Here is a 15,440-nt window from a genome sequence, read left to right as displayed (position 1 = left end):
TTTCGTCGTCGGGAGATGCGCGCGACCGCGCCCTCCCGCATCCAGTGATGATGGGGCGAACTTTGGATTCGGGACACGAGCAAAGATAGGCGGTTCACACGCGATGGGGAATCCCCGGTCGGGGCTCGCGAAGCCGATCAAAACAATCTTCGGAAGAGATCAGCCGCTGTAACGTCCGGTCGGATCGCTGAACAGGCCGATGCCACGCGGCCCCTCATCCTTAGGCGGGTCGTTCGGAACTCCCGCATTGCTCGCCGTGGTCTTGTTACCCCACAGTTCGCGGACGGTGTTCGACACCGGTTCCTGCCGGACGCCGGCTTGGAACAGCGAGCGGAAGGTCGGCGAGATCGGGGTCTGCAGTTCCTCGAGCTGGGGTGAAGACGTCCCCGGCGTCCGAGCTTGTGGGAAGTTCGCAAGAAACGCGGCGTTACCCGGTACGTTCGCCATCCGCGATTGCCCGGGTGCCTCGCCAGCCGATGCCATGGCCATGCGCGTCGTCTGCGAATTCGCCGCGCTGTCGTAACGCGACGTCAGCACGGAATAAACCTGCGAGACGCTTCGCGCACTGCCGTCGCGATTATAGAAGATCGGGCGGTTTGCGGCTGCGGCGTTGGGAAACATCGCAGGCGCCGATGCGTACGGATTCTCCTGCGCACTGGTGATGAGCTTGGACGCGCCACCGACGCCCATGAAGTGCGCCATATAAAGTTCGCCGTCGGTCGGCCTGCGGCCAATCGAGCCGGTGAGCTTGAAACTGTTGGACTGCGTCAGCACGCCCGCCATTGCGGCATTGGCCGCAGGATCATCGCGCAACTTGAGAATTTCTTCGCGGGCGGCCGGATCACTGACCGAATAGGTGCCGGATGGCGACTTTGAAATGGCGTCGGCATATTTACCAAAGCCGAATGCGGCTCCCGCCTCTTTGACGGTGCCGAGCCAGGTCTGCTCGATGAATTGATAAAGCCCGCGCGCGGATGACGTCGACGCCTGCGCGGACGGGTCGAGATTCGATTCCATCTTCGCCGCAGAGACGAGATATTCGAAGCTCGCGCCGGTGGCGCTTGCGGCACTTTTAATGGTGTTCGCGATCTTGGTGCGCGCAGCATCAAGACCCGCTGTGATGACAGATGGTTCAAAAGACATAGTTTGGTTGCCCGCTCCCCAGGAACCTTTGCGGCAAGGTGCCTCAATTATGGTTAACGGGAGGTAAACGAGCTGGGTCAGAGAACCACCCCAGCGCAAGTCCTTAAGCGGCCTGGTTGGAGACGGTCAGCCGTCTAAGCGCGACCACTGCCGGGCAGCTGTCGGGCTCCCTCGATCGTCAGCCAGCCGGGATGAAGCGGAGCGTTCCCGCCTGACGGGTTGGTCTGCCGGTGTCGTTCGTATGATTGACGCCATCCATGACAGGCACCTCAGAGAAATCGAATGGGCTCGCCCCGTCCAGGCAAGCCACATTGACGGCGTACAGGTTCTGGTCAGATCGTCGCTGATGATGCGTGTAGATTCCGCAGCGAGAGCAGAAGAAGTGCTGCGCTGCTCCGGTATGGAAGCGATAGCTTGTTAACATATCCTCGCCCTGCAGGACCTTGATCTCGTCCTTTTCCACCATGACCATGACGGCGCCTCGCATCCGGCAGTAAGAGCAGGTGCAGCGGCGGATCGAATTGAAGCCCTTGGTGAGCGACACCTCGAAACGCACCGCACCGCAATGGCACTGGCCAGCCCGGACCTTCATATCGCTCACCATGTTGCCGTGCCCCCTGTTCAGATCGGCTGGTTGCATTCAGCCCCTAATGCCCTCTGATGGTCCGCAACAACTGGGCAGCGTGATCTTTGGCCGGTCCGATATTGTTGATGACGACATCCGGTTCGGCGGCAACGACCATACGCCGGATCCTGCCCTCGACCTGACCGTCGCTGGCGCGTCCGCGATCGGCGATACGCTGTGCCAGGATATCCGCCGGCGCGGTGATCGAGACCACCGTCACATTGGCATAGGACCGGCGCGCGAGTTCGACGATGGTGCGTGAGACATTGACCACCACCGCCCGCCCGCCACGGATATCGTCGACGATCGCGTGCGGCACGCCATAGCGCAGGCCATGCGCTTCCCATTGGAAGGCAAATTCGCCATGGGCAAGCATCTGCCCGAACATCGTCTGGCTGACGGCTGTGTTGTTTTCGAATGTGGACGCCTCGCGTGTCACCACGCGTTGCGGAAACACGACGCCAGGATCGTCCGCGCACGCAGCCTGCGCAAGCCCGATCAGCGTATCCTTACCAGCGCCGCTTGGGCCGACAACGAGAACCAGGCGGCCGGGTCCGATCAGACCGATGCGAGGATCTGAAAGTGTGGCTGTATCGATCATGCGACCCGAATCCCTTCACGCCAGACGCTGCGTACGATGGGAATATCCCTGGCCATATGCACGCGGATCACGTCGGCTCGCTTGCCTGCAACGATCTCTCCTCGGTCGCTGAGGCCGACGGCTTCCGCCGCCGTTTTGGTGACGGTCCGCACGGCTGCGGCAAGATCGATCACCGGAGCATGTTTCGGCAGTTGCATCGCCGCCATCAGCAGGCTGGACGGCACGTAGTCCGACGACATGATGTCGAGCAGGCCTTCACGGGCGAGATCGACTGCTGCGATGTTGCCGGAGTGCGATCCGCCGCGCACGACGTTCGGCGCGCCCATCAGCACGCGAACGCCCGCCTGATGCAGCCCGCGTGCGGCTTCCATCGTGGTCGGGAATTCAGCCACCGACACGCGATCACGGATCGCCTCGCCGACGTTCTCCTCCGTGGTATCGTCGTGGCTGGCGAGCGGGACGTTATGGCTATGCGCCAATGCGACGATCTCACGCATGTTCTTCGCGGCGTATTTCTTCTGGTAGTCCAAACGCTGGGCGAACATCACGTCGAGCTGCGCATCGGTGAGGCCGCCGCTCTTGCCGCGGTAATAGTCGCGCAGTTTGCCCTCATCGCGGAATTGCCGTTGACCCGGGGTATGGTCCATCAGCGACATTAGCCGAATATCCGGGCGCTCAATCAACTCCTGAGCCTCTTCGACGACGCGCGGGGTCGGAATTTCACAGCGCAGGTGCAGAAAGTGGTCGGCGCGCAGCAGATTGGCATCGCGCGCGCTGCTGATCGCTTTTGCCAGAACATTCGCCTGGCCGTCCACGTCCTCGACGCCTTCCTCGCTCCAGAGACGCAACGAATCGAGAACCGTGGTGATGCCGCTGGTGGCAAGCTGGCCATCGTAGGAGACGACGGCAGCGACCGGGTCCCAGTAGACCTTTGGACGCGGCACATAGTGCGCCTCGAGGTGATCCGTATGCAGCTCGATCAAGCCCGGCATCACCAGATCGCCGCCCATGTCTTCGCCGCGCTCGGGCGCATCGCCCTCGCCGACCTCTGCGATCACGCCACCCCCGATCGCCACCCAGCCGCGCTCGATGACACGGTCATGCAGCACCACACGGGCATTACTGAGAATTGTTTCGTTTCTTTCAGAACTCATTTTTCCCCCTTCACGCTGCCGCCGCGAACGACGTCACGTCGACAATTCGATCCGCGATCAGATTGCGCACGTCGTCATCGTGCACGATCGCCACCATGGCGACGCCGCGGGCTTTCTTTTCTCCAACCAGATCGACGACGATCTGGCGATTGGTTGCATCGAGTGATGCTGTGGGCTCGTCCAGCAACAGGATCGGCATGTCCGAGATGAACCCGCGCGCGATATTCACGCGCTGCTGCTCGCCGCCGGAGAACGTCGAGGGCGGCAGCGTCCAGAGCCGCTCGGCAATGTTGAGCCGGCGCAGCAGTGCGCCGGCGCGGGCTTTGGCATCGTCGCGCGCGACACCGTTCGCGATCAGAGGTTCTGCCACCACATCGATGGTCGCCACGCGTGGCACGGCGCGCAGGAACTGGCTGACATAGCCGATGGTGTATCTGCGGACACGCAGCACGTCGCGCGGCTCCGCGCTTGCGATGTCAATCACATTGCCTGCATGGCGAACCGCAATGCGGCCTTGATCGCAGCGGTAATTGCCGAAGATCATCTTCAGAATCGACGACTTTCCCGCGCCGGATGGCCCTGCCAGCACGACGCATTCGCCGGCATTCACATGCATCGACACGCCGGAAATCACCGGCAGCCGCACGCCGTTCTGCAGGTGCATGGTGAAAGTCTTGGCCGCGCCGGAAATTTCGATCATCGGAGACATCTGCACCTCACGCCGGCAGGATCGAGGAAACGAGAAGCTGGGTATAAGGCTCATGCGGATCATCGAGCACCTGATCCGTCAGACCGGTCTCGATCACTTCGCCGCCCTTCATCACCATCACGCGGTGCGACAACAGACGCGCCACCGCGAGATCGTGGGTGACGATCACGACCGCAAGCCCGAGCTCGTTGACCAGCCCGCGCACCAGATCGAGCAAACGCGCCTGGACCGACACGTCGAGGCCGCCCGTTGGCTCGTCCATGAACACCAGGCGCGGCTCGGTGACGAGATTGCGCGCAATCTGCAGACGCTGCCGCATGCCGCCGGAATAGGTCTTCGGCGCATCGTCGATGCGGAGGGTCGGAATTTCCACCCGCTCGAGCCAAGACGCCGCGGTATCGCGGATGTTGCCGTAGTGATTCCAGCCGACCGCCATCAGCCGTTCGCCGACATTGGCACCGGCCGACACCGCCATGCGCAGGCCCATGGCCGGATCCTGGTGCACATAGCCCCAGTCGGTCCGGAACAGGAAGCGCCGCTCGGCTTCACCGAGTGTTGCGAGATCACGCGTGACGCCATCGCGCATGCGATAAAGTACCCGCCCGCCGGTCGGCTGCAGCTGCGTCGACAACATCTGCAACAGCGTCGATTTGCCCGAGCCCGACTCACCGACGATGGCCAGCACCTCGCCCGGATACAATTCGAACGACACGTTGCGACAGCCGAGGTGGCGGCCGTAGGACTTGCTGAGGCTGTCGCAAATGAGCAGTGGCTGATCGTCGTCACGCATCATGTCACCTGATGGTCGGCGCCGAAGCCAGCACCCTGATGGCCGTCCGCGCGGCGCGTTTCGCAATAATCCGTGTCGGAGCAGACGAACATCCGCCCGCCCTTGTCATCGACCACGACTTCGTCGAGATAGGATTCGTTCGAACCGCACAGCGCGCATGGCGCGCTGAAGCGATAGGTCTCGAACGGATGATCCTCAAAATCCAGCGAGCGCACCTTGGTGTGCGGTGGGATGGCGTAGATGCGTTTCTCACGGCCGGCACCAAACAACTGCAGCGCGGCGCAATCATCCATCTTTGGATTGTCGAATTTCGGCGTCGGCGACGGGTCCATCACGTAACGGTCGTCGACCTTCACTGGATAAGCGTAAGTCGTCGCGATGTGGCCGTGGCGCGCGATGTCCTCGTAGAGCTTCACGTGCATCAGCCCGTATTCGGCAAGCGCATGCATCCGGCGTGTCTCGGTCTCGCGCGGCTCAAGAAAGCGCAGCGGCTCAGGGATCGGCACCTGATAGACCAGCACCTGATCCTCGGTCAGCGCCGTTTCCGGAATACGATGCCGCGTCTGGATCACACTGGCATCCGATGTGACGGTTGTCGTCGCAACATTCGCGGTCTTTTCGAAGAACTTGCGGATCGAAATGGCGTTGGTGGTGTCGTCGGAGCCCTGGTCGATAACTTTCAGCGTATCGTCCGCCCCGAGGATGGCCGCCGTCACCTGCACGCCGCCCGTGCCCCAACCATACGGCATCGGCATTTCACGGCTGGCGAACGGCACCTGATAACCGGGGATCGCGATCGCCTTCAGGATCGCGCGGCGGATCATCCGCTTGGTCTGCTCGTCGAGGTAAGCGAAGTTGTAAACCGGCGCGTTCATTCGGCGGCCTCCGCAAGGTTACCGTCACTGTCTTTCGCCGCCTCGAATTCCTTGCGCAGCTTGCGCAGCAGCCCAAGCTCGGACTGGAAGTCCACATAATGCGGCAGTTTAAGGTGCTCGACGAAGCCCGTCGCCTGCACGTTGTCGGAATGTGACATGACAAATTCTTCGTCCTGGGTCGGTGCGCGCACCTCCTCGCCCAATTCGCGCGCGCGCAAGGAGCGATCCACCAACGCCATCGACATGGTCTTGCGCTCGCTCTGGCCGAAGGCGAGGCCATAACCGCGGGTGAAGCACGGCGCTTCCGTGGCCGATCCCTTGAATTGGTTCACCATCTGGCATTCGGTCAATTCGATCGAGCCGAGCGGCACCGCGAAGCCGACCTCTTCGGCAAAGAACTCTACCTCGACATCGCCAAAGCGAATTTCACCGGCGAACGGATGGGTGCGGCCGAAGCCGCGCTGCGTCGCATAGCCCAGCGCCAACAGAAACCCCTCATCGCCACGCGCGAGATTTTGCAGGCGCAGATCGCGATCCGCCGGGAAGTTGAGCGGCTCACGGGTCAGATCGCCGACCGGCTGATCCGGATCTCCCTTCGGCGAGGATTCAATCAAGCCGTCTGCGCCGAGGATATCGGTGACGCGCGGCATCGGCTCGTTACTCGGGGTGCCCTGTGCCGGTGCGGCGACAGGTTCACTCGCCGCTAGCGCCGGATCGAGCAGGCGATGGGTATAGTCGAACGTCGGCCCCAGGATTTGCCCGCCCGGAATGTCCTTGAAAGTGGACGACACGCGGCGGCGCACCTGCATCTCAGCGGTGTCGAGCGGCTCGGTGACACCGAAACGCGGCAGCGTGGCGCGGAATGCGCGCAGCAGGAAGATCGCTTCGATCATATCGCCGCGCGCCTGCTTGATCGCCAGCGCCGCCAGCTCGCGGTCATAGAGCGAGCCTTCGGTCATCACGCGGTCGACCGCGAGGGTGAGCTGTTCAGAGATCTGCGACAGGGACAGATCCGGCACCGCCGGATCGCCGCGGCGCTCATGCGCCATCAGCCGGTGTGCATTCTCGATGGCGCGTTCGCCGCCCTTGACTGCAACGTACATGGCTCACGCCTCCTTCGCCGCAACGTGGATACTGCGCGGCAGCGCGACGAGATCATTGCCGCTGACCAGCAGCAGATCGACGCCGAGCGGAAACAGCGCGCGGTTGGCCTGCATGCGCGCGACGAAATCCTGCGGTAATGGGCCAGCCCGCAAACTGGACGTGCCTTGAATGCCCGGTCCGCTCAGCATGATCTCCTCGCCCGCAGTCAGCGTCTCCACCTGAACCACCAACGTGGTGGAGCGGTCCGGATATTCCGGCGTTCCCGGCGCAAATGTTTCGAAATCCGGCAAGGCCGAGCCCTTCGCGATTAGCGCGAAGGCAGCTTGCGAGGCCTCAGCCGTCAGCGGCGCTCCGGTCTGGAAGCGCAGCCACGACGCCATGTCGGTCTCGTGTGCGAAATCCTGATCGAGCCAGACGGATGTATCGTGATCGAACAGCGCCAGTGCGACTGCAGCGGTTGCGGGCATCATGAGCGATGGCGCCTTGACCGGCTCCGCAATCGTATGAACTGTTCCCGGCCGCGCCATGGCATCCATCACGCTGCGGAACACCACCTGCGACGACTGCACCGGATTGGCGAAGCCTGTCCCGAGGCCGGACTGGAGAGTGGCAAGTGTCATGATCTCAGCCCTCGCCTCGTACCAGTGTGTAGAAATCGACCCGTGTCGCTGCCGTCTCCGCATCCTGCTGCGCGCGGGCTTTCTCCAGTTCCTGACGCAGGGGCGCGAGAACCTTGTCTTCAATACGCTCTTTGAAGACGTCGCTCTGGATCAGCGCGTCACACAGCGCGATCAGCCGCGCCTTTTCGCCATCGCGCCCCAGCACATAGCCAAAGCCGACTTCACCCGAGGACAGCCGCACGGCCGCGCGCGACACCGAGGCCTCACCGAGGTTGAACGGCGCACCGTCACCGCCGATCCGGCCGCGCACCATCACGAGGCCGTTCTCCGGCTGGCGCAGCGCCTCGTGCGGCGGAACATCGACATCGCCCAGGCACGCCGCGATCCGCTGCGTCGGCATATGCGCGAGGACAGCCATCGCCCGCTGACGTTGGTTCTGCTGCGGACTGAGTTCGGATCGGGTCATGATGTCCAGCTTGCTGATTCCAAGTTGTCTATGTTAATAGACAACTTCGTAACGCAGCGCTATGACAATCTGGTGACGACGGCATGATTTTCGGTATGTTGCGGCTCTCGCTCCGCGAAAGGTTGTCGCATCTATGAGTTTGGCTGAAACGAGCACCGGCGTTGCGCTGTGGCGGCGCGTCGCGGATTCCATCGAGCAATCGATCGCCGATGGAACCTATCCGCGCAACTCCAAGCTGCCCGGCGAAACCGAAATCGCGGAACTCCATCGGGTCAACCGCCACACCGTACGCCGTGCGCTGGCTGCGCTCGCCGAGCGCGGACTGGTGCGCGCCGAACGTGGTAGCGGCACCTATGTCGAAGCACCGCGCATCGCCTATCCGCTGCGCTCACGCACGCGGTTTTCCGAAATCGTCAGTGCCGGCGGCCACGAAGCCAGCGGCAAGCTGCTGAGTGCATCGATCGAAGATGCGCCGCAGGATCTTGCCAAACACCTGGGCCTCAAGACCGGCGCGCCCTTGCTGCGGATCGATGCACTGCGCACAGCAGACCGGATGCCAATCTGCGTCGGCTCCACGTGGGTCGATGCGGACCGCTTTCCCGACGGCGGCAAACTCTATGAAAAAATGCAGTCCATCACCAAGGTGCTGGCCCATTTCGGCATCCGCGACTATCGCCGCGAGTGGACCAACGTTACGGCTGCCATTGCCGATGCCGCCGATGCCGCACGCCTCGATCTCGCGCTCGGCCGCCCGGTGCTGGTGGTCGAAAAGCTCGACACGGAAATGAACGGCAAGCCGTTGATCATATCGCGTTCGCGCTTTGCCGCTGAACGCGTTCAGTTCGTCATCGAAAACTAGCGGTGGAAATTAGTGCCGGGCTTCGCCTGCCCGGCCGATGATTGCACGGCGGAGCCGGTTCGAGACGAAATCAATCGCGGCCACCGCGACGAGGATCATCAGAATCAGCGTCGAGACCTTCTGCCATTCCAGCACACGGATCTGCTCGGCAAGCTGAAGGCCGATGCCGCCTGCACCGACGATGCCAATGATGGTGGCCGAACGCGTGTTCGACTCGATGAAATAGAGAATCTGCCCTGCGAGCACAGGCAGCACCTGCGGCAGCAGTCCGAACCGGATCTCATGCAGCTTGCTGCCGCCCGCCGCGCGGATGCCCTCGACCTGCTTGCGGTCGGCACCTTCCATCGCTTCCGAGAACAGTTTGCCGAACGCACCGAAGTCCGATGTCGCAATCGCCAGCACGCCCGCGAATGGGCCGAGCCCGACAACGTTGATCCATACAAGAGCCCAGATCAGCGTATCGATGCCGCGAACCGAATCCAGAAACCGCCGCACTGGAAAGCGCAGAAAAATGGATGGAATGATGTTCTTCGCCGCCAGCATGCTGACGGGAAGCGCCATGAGCGCCGCCAATAGCGTGCCGAGAAACGCGATCGACAGGGTTTCTCCCATGGCGTGGAGATAGGTCGGGAACGATGTGCCGGGATCCGGCGGGATCATCAGCATGACGAACCAGCCGAGTTGCTTGAAGCCGGTCACCAGCCGGTGGATCGAAATCTCCAGATACCAGCAGCCGAAAAAGAACAGCGCGATCGCCGCCGCGGCAACCAGGAGTGCTTTCACGCGGCCTGCATTCGATCCGCGAAACAGGTCGGGATACTGCGCCGCCAGTTCCGCCGGGCTGCGATCCGCCGCGATCATGCCCGCTCTCCCGTGCTGAGCAGGCGTCCGCGCAGCCAGCCGGTGAGGATGTCGATAATGAACACGGTGACGATGATCATCACCAGGATCGCGCTGACGTCCGAATAAAAGAACTTGCGCACCGCGACCACGAGTTCTTGCCCGATGCCGCCAGCACCCACAAAGCCCATGATGGAAGCTTCGCGCACATTAATCTCGAAGCGCAGCAGCGTGTAGCTGGCAAAACCCGGCATCACCTGCGGTAGTACCGCGAAACGGATGCACGACAGCCAGTTGGCGCCGGTCGAGCGCAGGCCCTCCAACGGCTTCATGTCGATGTTCTCGACAATCTCGTAATAGAGCTTGCCGAGCGCACCGATGCAGTGGATCGCAATCGCAAGCATGCCCGCCATCGGCCCGAGACCAAAGGCGATCACGAAAATCAGCGCGAACACGATGCCCGGAACGGTGCGACAGAATTCTAAAAAGCGGCGCGTGACGAAGCGCACCACCGGATGCGGCGACGTATTGGCCGCGGCAAAGAAGTTCAGGCACAGCGCACCGAGCGCGCCGATTACGGTGCCGACGTAACTCAGCAGCAGTGTTTCACCGAGCAGCTTGAGCCAGCCCTTCCATCCCCAGAACCACTCGGCCGGATCGGTCCAGACCCGCGCGCCGCTGTCGAGATGAAGAATACGGTCGAAATAGCCGACGAAGTTTCCGATCTTCTCGACCAATGTCTCCGGCGCCACCTCGGCGCCAAGGCCCGCGACGATCAGCAGCGCCACGAAAACGACAAGCCCGATGAGAAAGCGGACGCGCTTGCGCGCAATCGACGCGTTATACGCGGCTTCAAGCGCCGCGATCTGCTGGGGCGGATAGCTGGTGAGGCTGATGGTCAAAGGTTGATAGCTCTATGAGCGCAAAGAAAACGACCGGACTGCGAATGCAGTCCGGTCGTCTGCCCCAATCAGGAGCCCTTCTTCTTGCGAAGGCTGTCGACGAACTTGATCAGTTCGATGGTGTCGTTCCAGTCGGTCGTCTTGGCCTGAGCGAAGCCCTGCTTCTGGCCATCCGACAGACGCTCGAATGCAGCCTTGTCCTTGGTCGGTGCATCAAAGAAGGCCTTTTCAATCGAAGCCTTCAGGTCAGCCGGCATGTCTTCGAGAACGGCATAAGGTCCGTTCAGGATCGCAGCCGACTTGTGGATGCTGCGGAAATCTTCCTTCTTCATCGGCGTGCCGTCGGCGTTCTTCAGCATGGTCTTGGTGAGCATCTGCTGCAGCGTCGAGTCGTTGTCGTTGGTCCACTGGTTGGCGGCAACATCGACGGTGCCCTGGGCGAGCGCGAGCAGCGCGTTCTCGTGGCTGCCGGTGAACACCACCTTGCTGAAATAGGATTCAGCATCGCCGATGTGCATCTTGTTCAGCTCGAAGCGCGGCACGTTGTTGCCCGAGGTCGAGTTCGGATCGACGAGGCCGAGGTTCTTGCCCTTCAGGTCGTCAATGCTCTTGTAGGGGCTCTTGGCCAGCACGAAGAACATCGAATAGTAGCCGGTGCTGCCGTCGATGTTGCGGTCGTTGGCGAACGCTTCGGTCTTCACGCCGGTGAGGCGGGCGCGCGAGAACGACGCCGAACCATAGCTGGCAATGTGGATATTGCCGTTGCGTTGACCTTCGATCACCGCCGCATAGTCGTTGGCAATGCGAAGGTTCACCTTCACGCCCAGTTCCTTGCTCAGGTAAGCAATGAACGGCGCCCAGCGCTCGGTCACGCCCGAGGCGTTCTCGGCGGGAACGACGGCAAAGTTGAGCTCGGGATACTTGGCTTTCCAGTCCTGAGCCGAAGCTGTGGTTGCAGTGAACGCAAGCGCTGCTGCGCCGGCGAGAATAGTACGACGATTGAACATAAAGTCCCCCTGTTATGTCAGATAGTTTCGGCAGAAAGATCAGGCAGCCGCGACATTTCCGAGCGCGGGTGCCAATGCTCCTGGTACGAAGTCCGGCGTTTCGTCCATGACTTCACCAGCCTCGAGGTCGTAAAGTTCGCGGGCGATCGAGTCCGTGAGCATCGCAGGCACGCCATCGAACACAACGCGGCCTGCGGACATACCGATCAGACGGTCACAGTAAGTCCTTGCCAGATCGAGTGAATGCAGGTTGCACATCACCGTGATGCCAAAGTGCTTGTTGATGCGCAGCAGTGCGTCCATCACGATGCGGGTGTTGCGCGGATCGAGCGATGCAATCGGCTCGTCCGCCAAAATGATATCCGGCTGCTGAACCAGCGCGCGTGCAATGGCCACACGCTGCTGCTGTCCGCCGGAGAGCTGATCGGCGCGCTGCGCCGCCATCGGCATCATGTCGAATTGTTCGAGCGCGGAGATGGCAATCGCCTTGTCATCCTGCGCCCACATCTGACTCATCGAGCGCCACAGCGGCACGCCTGCAAGGCGGCCCATCAAGACGTTGGTCAGCACGTCGAGGCGACCGACCAGATTGAACTGCTGGAAAATCATTGCCGATCGCGCACGCCAGCGGCGCAACTCTTGGCCCTTCAATGCCGTCACGTCGACGCCTTCGAAGCTGATGCGTCCGCCGGTTGGCTCTTCCAAGCGGTTGATCATGCGCAGAAGGGTGGACTTGCCGGCGCCCGAACGACCAATCACGCCGACGAACCGGCCCGGCTCGATCGAGAAAGAAGCATTATCAACGGCCGTCTTTGCACCAAACCGGCACGTCAATCCGTCCACTACAAGCATTCGTCGGCTCCGTGCTTAACAGAGCTCCACCGCTAACGCGGGTATTCTACAGTTGTGTGACAGCGTGGACTGTTCCCGCGCACTTCTGTGTGCAATGCGGAAGAGGTTTGCCGTCATCCGAACTTCATGACATTGTCACGAAACACACCGAAGACACTACGCACACCCTCATCCCTGCCTCACCTCACTACGAGATTCCACCGCCTATGGCTGGCAAGACACTTTCCGTCGAACCCTTCATCGACCCGACTGCAACACTCCGCGACAGCAAGGCGGGCGCTTATTGCGAAATCGGCGCACGAACAACACTTCTTGAAGTTACGCTCGGCGATTATTCCTATGTCGTGAACGACAGCCAGATTACCTACGCCACCATCGGAAAGTTCTGCTCGATCGCGGCGATGACGCGAATCAACCCCGGCAATCATCCGATGCATCGCGCGACGCAGGCTCACTTCACCTATCGCGCGAGTGCCTATTTCCCGGGCGAGAGCGATGACGCGGAGTTCTTCGACTGGCGACGCAGCCATCATGTGACATTTGGCCACGACGTCTGGATCGGTCACGGCGCCATCGTGCTGCCGGGCCGCAACATCGGCACAGGCGCGGTGGTCGCAGCGGGCGCCGTCGTCACCAAGGATGTGCCTGCCTACACCATTGTCGGCGGCAATCCGGCGAAACCGATCCGGCGACGGTTCTCGGAAAAGATCGAAGAACAATTGATGGCGCTGGCATGGTGGGACTGGACCCACGACCAGCTTCGCAGCGCGCTGCCGGATTTCCGGAAACTGCCGGTGGAAGCCTTTGTCGAGAAGTACAACAACAACGCGCTGGCATAACGCGGGATCGGACGAAGCATGACGGATATCTTGATCGAAGGCGGACAGACGCTGATCGGCAACGAATTTGTGGATGATGCAACTATCCATGTGGCGGATGGCCTCATCTCGGAAACATCGTCGCGTGCCGAACCTGCTTCGCTCCGCATCGACAGCCGCGGCCTGATCGCCCTCCCCGGTATTGTGGACATGCATGGCGATGCCTTCGAACGGCAGATGATGCCGCGCCCCGGCGTCGATTTCCCGATCGACGTTGCGCTGATGGACAGCGACCGCCAGGCCATCGCCAACGGCATGACCACCGTCTTTCATGCGGCGACATGGTCATGGGAGCCGGGCTTGCGCGGCACCGAGAACGCTCACCGTCTTGCCGACGCCATCGAGGAATTGCATCCACGCTTCGCGGCCGACACGCGGTTCCATCTGCGGCAGGAGACCTTCAACCTCGATGCGGAGCCGATGATCGCCGAGTGGCTGGCGACGGGCCGCGTCAGCCTGCTCGCCTTCAACGATCACATGCACATGACCACTGCGTCGATGAGCAATCCGAAGAAGCGCGCGCGCATGGTCGAGCGCTCCGGCCTCAGCGAAAGCGAATTCGATGCGCTGGTGGACCGGGTCATGAAGCGCGCGGACGACGTGCCTGCATCAATCGAACGGCTTGCCGCGATTGCCCGCGACAACGATGTGCCGTTGCTCTCCCATGACGACGAGTCTCCGGAGCAGCGCGCGAACTTCCGCGGGCTCGGCATCGACATCGCGGAGTTCCCGATCAACGAGGAAACCGCCCGCGCCGCGATCGACGGCGGCGACTTCACCGTGTTCGGCGCGCCGAACGTCGTGCGCGGCGGCAGCCACACCGGCTGGACCAGTGCAGCCGAGATGGTGAACAAGGGTCTCTGCTCCATCCTCGCGTCAGACTATTACTATCCGGCGCCGCTGCTCGCGGCGTTCCGTCTCGCGGCCGACAGGATCGTGCCACTGCCACAAGCCTGGTCATTGGTTTCCGGCGCACCGGCGGCGGCGACGGGCCTGCACGACCGCGGCGAGATCGCCCCCGGCAAGCGCGCGGACATCATATTGGTGGATGCGCAGGAGGCGCTGCGGCCACGCATCGTGGCGGTGATTGCCGGCGGACAGCTCGTCTATCTCACCGAACCGCAGCGAATGACAATAACGAAAACTGTGGCTGCGCGCAGGGTTGAACCGGCCTGAAAGCTTCGCTAGTCAAGAGATCGCATGCCGCAGTATCCCCGCTACGCCATCTACTTCGTGCCTTCCGCCGACAGCGTTCTTTATCGCTTCGGCGCGAGCCTGCTCGGCTATGACTCTTTCACAGGGAAGGCGCTGCCTTTTGTCGACGGCATCGAAGCGCAGATCGCGGACTGGAAACAAATCACCGTCGATCCACGCAAGTACGGCTTTCATGCCACACTGAAGGCGCCGATCTCGCTGGTATCGGGCAAGACCGAGAGCGAGCTCATCTCGGCGATCGGAAGGTTCGCGCAGACGCCCCGCGCCGTTCCGGTCATCACACCGGTTGTTCGCGCCATCGGCAGCTTCATCGCCATTGTGCCGCACGCGCCTTCACCAGACTTGCAGACGTTCGCCGCCGACTGCGTGACGACGTTCGACGATTTTCGCACGCCGCTGACATCCGAGGATCGCGCCCGGCGCAACGTTGCCGCCTTGTCAGAGCAGCAGGTCGCGTATCTCGACCGCTGGGGCTACCCTTATGTGTTCGACGAATTTCGTTTTCACATGACGTTGACCGGATCGTTACCGGCTGAGCGGCGCGACGGCGTGCTGGAAGCTTTGCAGAAGCGCTTCGCGGCTATTGAGCTCAGTTCGATCGCAGTGGAACACCTTGCACTGCTGCGCCAAAACGATGCTGCGTCCCAGTTCACGGTGATCGAGCACTGGCCGCTTAAACGGCCCTGATTGTTTCACGCATGGGCGCACGCACGCGACAGCCTCCCTGTCCTATCGACCGTACGAGGTAATTGTCTGCATCGCCCAATCGGCGTAGCCTTCCGGCAACCGGCCGTGCGTTG

The 15,440-nt window shown here is 61.9% G+C and carries 18 protein-coding genes; 4 read left to right on the top strand and 14 right to left on the bottom strand.

Going from position 1 to position 15,440, the window contains the following annotated elements:
• Nucleotides 1-159: 159 nt before the first annotated feature.
• The 10 genes from ACP0KA_RS17570 to phnG form a co-directional block, all read right to left on the bottom strand.
• Nucleotides 160-1,143, bottom strand: a complete 984-nt coding sequence (locus ACP0KA_RS17570) for a lytic transglycosylase domain-containing protein (protein WP_424630016.1) — start codon at nt 1,141-1,143, stop codon at nt 160-162.
• A gap of 178 nt (nt 1,144-1,321) precedes the next feature.
• Complete coding sequence (locus ACP0KA_RS17565; RefSeq protein WP_424631645.1) at nt 1,322-1,747, bottom strand: GFA family protein; 426 nt, start codon at nt 1,745-1,747, stop codon at nt 1,322-1,324.
• A 43-nt stretch (nt 1,748-1,790) separates the two neighbouring features.
• Entirely contained in the window at nt 1,791-2,369 is a 579-nt protein-coding gene (gene phnN, locus ACP0KA_RS17560; RefSeq protein WP_424630015.1) for a phosphonate metabolism protein/1,5-bisphosphokinase (PRPP-forming) PhnN, read from the bottom strand.
• The gene (locus ACP0KA_RS17555) at nt 2,366-3,523 is read right to left on the bottom strand and encodes an alpha-D-ribose 1-methylphosphonate 5-triphosphate diphosphatase (protein WP_424630014.1); all 1,158 of its coding nucleotides are present in this window, start codon (nt 3,521-3,523) and stop codon (nt 2,366-2,368) included. Before ACP0KA_RS17555 ends, phnN begins: the two co-directional genes overlap by 4 nt.
• Nucleotides 3,524-3,533: 10 nt before the next feature.
• Nucleotides 3,534-4,232 carry a phosphonate C-P lyase system protein PhnL gene (gene phnL, locus ACP0KA_RS17550; protein ID WP_424630013.1) on the bottom strand — a complete coding sequence of 233 codons (699 nt, stop codon included), beginning with the start codon at nt 4,230-4,232 and terminating at the stop codon, nt 3,534-3,536.
• Between the two features lie 7 nt (nt 4,233-4,239).
• Complete coding sequence (phnK, locus tag ACP0KA_RS17545) at nt 4,240-5,022, bottom strand: phosphonate C-P lyase system protein PhnK (protein ID WP_424630012.1); 783 nt, start codon at nt 5,020-5,022, stop codon at nt 4,240-4,242.
• Entirely contained in the window at nt 5,022-5,897 is an 876-nt protein-coding gene (locus tag ACP0KA_RS17540; protein ID WP_424630011.1) for an alpha-D-ribose 1-methylphosphonate 5-phosphate C-P-lyase PhnJ, read from the bottom strand. The genes phnK and ACP0KA_RS17540 overlap by 1 nt, the downstream gene beginning before the upstream one ends.
• On the bottom strand, nt 5,894-7,000 hold the full coding sequence (locus tag ACP0KA_RS17535; RefSeq protein WP_424630010.1) for a carbon-phosphorus lyase complex subunit PhnI: 1,107 nt from the start codon (nt 6,998-7,000) through the stop codon (nt 5,894-5,896). Before ACP0KA_RS17535 ends, ACP0KA_RS17540 begins: the two co-directional genes overlap by 4 nt.
• Nucleotides 7,001-7,003: 3 nt before the next feature.
• Nucleotides 7,004-7,621 carry a phosphonate C-P lyase system protein PhnH gene (gene phnH / locus ACP0KA_RS17530; protein ID WP_424630009.1) on the bottom strand — a complete coding sequence of 206 codons (618 nt, stop codon included), beginning with the start codon at nt 7,619-7,621 and terminating at the stop codon, nt 7,004-7,006.
• Between the two features lie 4 nt (nt 7,622-7,625).
• Nucleotides 7,626-8,087, bottom strand: a complete 462-nt coding sequence (gene phnG / locus ACP0KA_RS17525; protein WP_424630008.1) for a phosphonate C-P lyase system protein PhnG — start codon at nt 8,085-8,087, stop codon at nt 7,626-7,628.
• A gap of 133 nt (nt 8,088-8,220) precedes the next feature.
• Here phnG and phnF point away from each other — a divergent pair, with 133 nt between their 5' ends.
• Nucleotides 8,221-8,946, top strand: a complete 726-nt coding sequence (gene phnF, locus ACP0KA_RS17520; RefSeq protein ID WP_424630007.1) for a phosphonate metabolism transcriptional regulator PhnF — start codon at nt 8,221-8,223, stop codon at nt 8,944-8,946.
• 9 nt (nt 8,947-8,955) lie between these two features.
• Here the strand turns inward: phnF and phnE (ACP0KA_RS17515) are convergent, their stop codons facing one another.
• The 4 genes from phnE (ACP0KA_RS17515) to phnC form a co-directional block, all read right to left on the bottom strand.
• On the bottom strand, nt 8,956-9,807 hold the full coding sequence (phnE, locus tag ACP0KA_RS17515; protein WP_424630006.1) for a phosphonate ABC transporter, permease protein PhnE: 852 nt from the start codon (nt 9,805-9,807) through the stop codon (nt 8,956-8,958).
• Entirely contained in the window at nt 9,804-10,688 is an 885-nt protein-coding gene (gene phnE / locus ACP0KA_RS17510; protein WP_424630005.1) for a phosphonate ABC transporter, permease protein PhnE, read from the bottom strand. Before phnE (ACP0KA_RS17510) ends, phnE (ACP0KA_RS17515) begins: the two co-directional genes overlap by 4 nt.
• Before the next feature lie 68 nt (nt 10,689-10,756).
• Complete coding sequence (gene phnD, locus ACP0KA_RS17505) at nt 10,757-11,695, bottom strand: phosphonate ABC transporter substrate-binding protein (protein ID WP_424630004.1); 939 nt, start codon at nt 11,693-11,695, stop codon at nt 10,757-10,759.
• Nucleotides 11,696-11,734: 39 nt separating this feature from the next.
• Nucleotides 11,735-12,547 carry a phosphonate ABC transporter ATP-binding protein gene (gene phnC / locus ACP0KA_RS17500; RefSeq protein ID WP_424630003.1) on the bottom strand — a complete coding sequence of 271 codons (813 nt, stop codon included), beginning with the start codon at nt 12,545-12,547 and terminating at the stop codon, nt 11,735-11,737.
• Between the two features lie 206 nt (nt 12,548-12,753).
• Between phnC and ACP0KA_RS17495 the strand changes: the two genes are divergently transcribed.
• From ACP0KA_RS17495 to ACP0KA_RS17485, 3 genes are read left to right on the top strand one after another with little or no spacing between them, the layout of a single operon-like run.
• Nucleotides 12,754-13,386 carry a chloramphenicol acetyltransferase gene (locus tag ACP0KA_RS17495; protein WP_424630002.1) on the top strand — a complete coding sequence of 211 codons (633 nt, stop codon included), beginning with the start codon at nt 12,754-12,756 and terminating at the stop codon, nt 13,384-13,386.
• 18 nt (nt 13,387-13,404) lie between these two features.
• On the top strand, nt 13,405-14,601 hold the full coding sequence (locus tag ACP0KA_RS17490; RefSeq protein ID WP_424630001.1) for an alpha-D-ribose 1-methylphosphonate 5-triphosphate diphosphatase: 1,197 nt from the start codon (nt 13,405-13,407) through the stop codon (nt 14,599-14,601).
• Nucleotides 14,602-14,625: 24 nt separating this feature from the next.
• Entirely contained in the window at nt 14,626-15,327 is a 702-nt protein-coding gene (locus ACP0KA_RS17485; RefSeq protein ID WP_424630000.1) for a DUF1045 domain-containing protein, read from the top strand.
• Nucleotides 15,328-15,440: the final 113 nt, after the last annotated feature.

The organism is Bradyrhizobium sp. SYSU BS000235, assembly GCF_049747295.1.
Classification (GTDB): Bacteria; Pseudomonadota; Alphaproteobacteria; order Rhizobiales; family Xanthobacteraceae; genus Afipia.
This window is presented reverse-complemented; position numbering and strand designations above follow the sequence as displayed.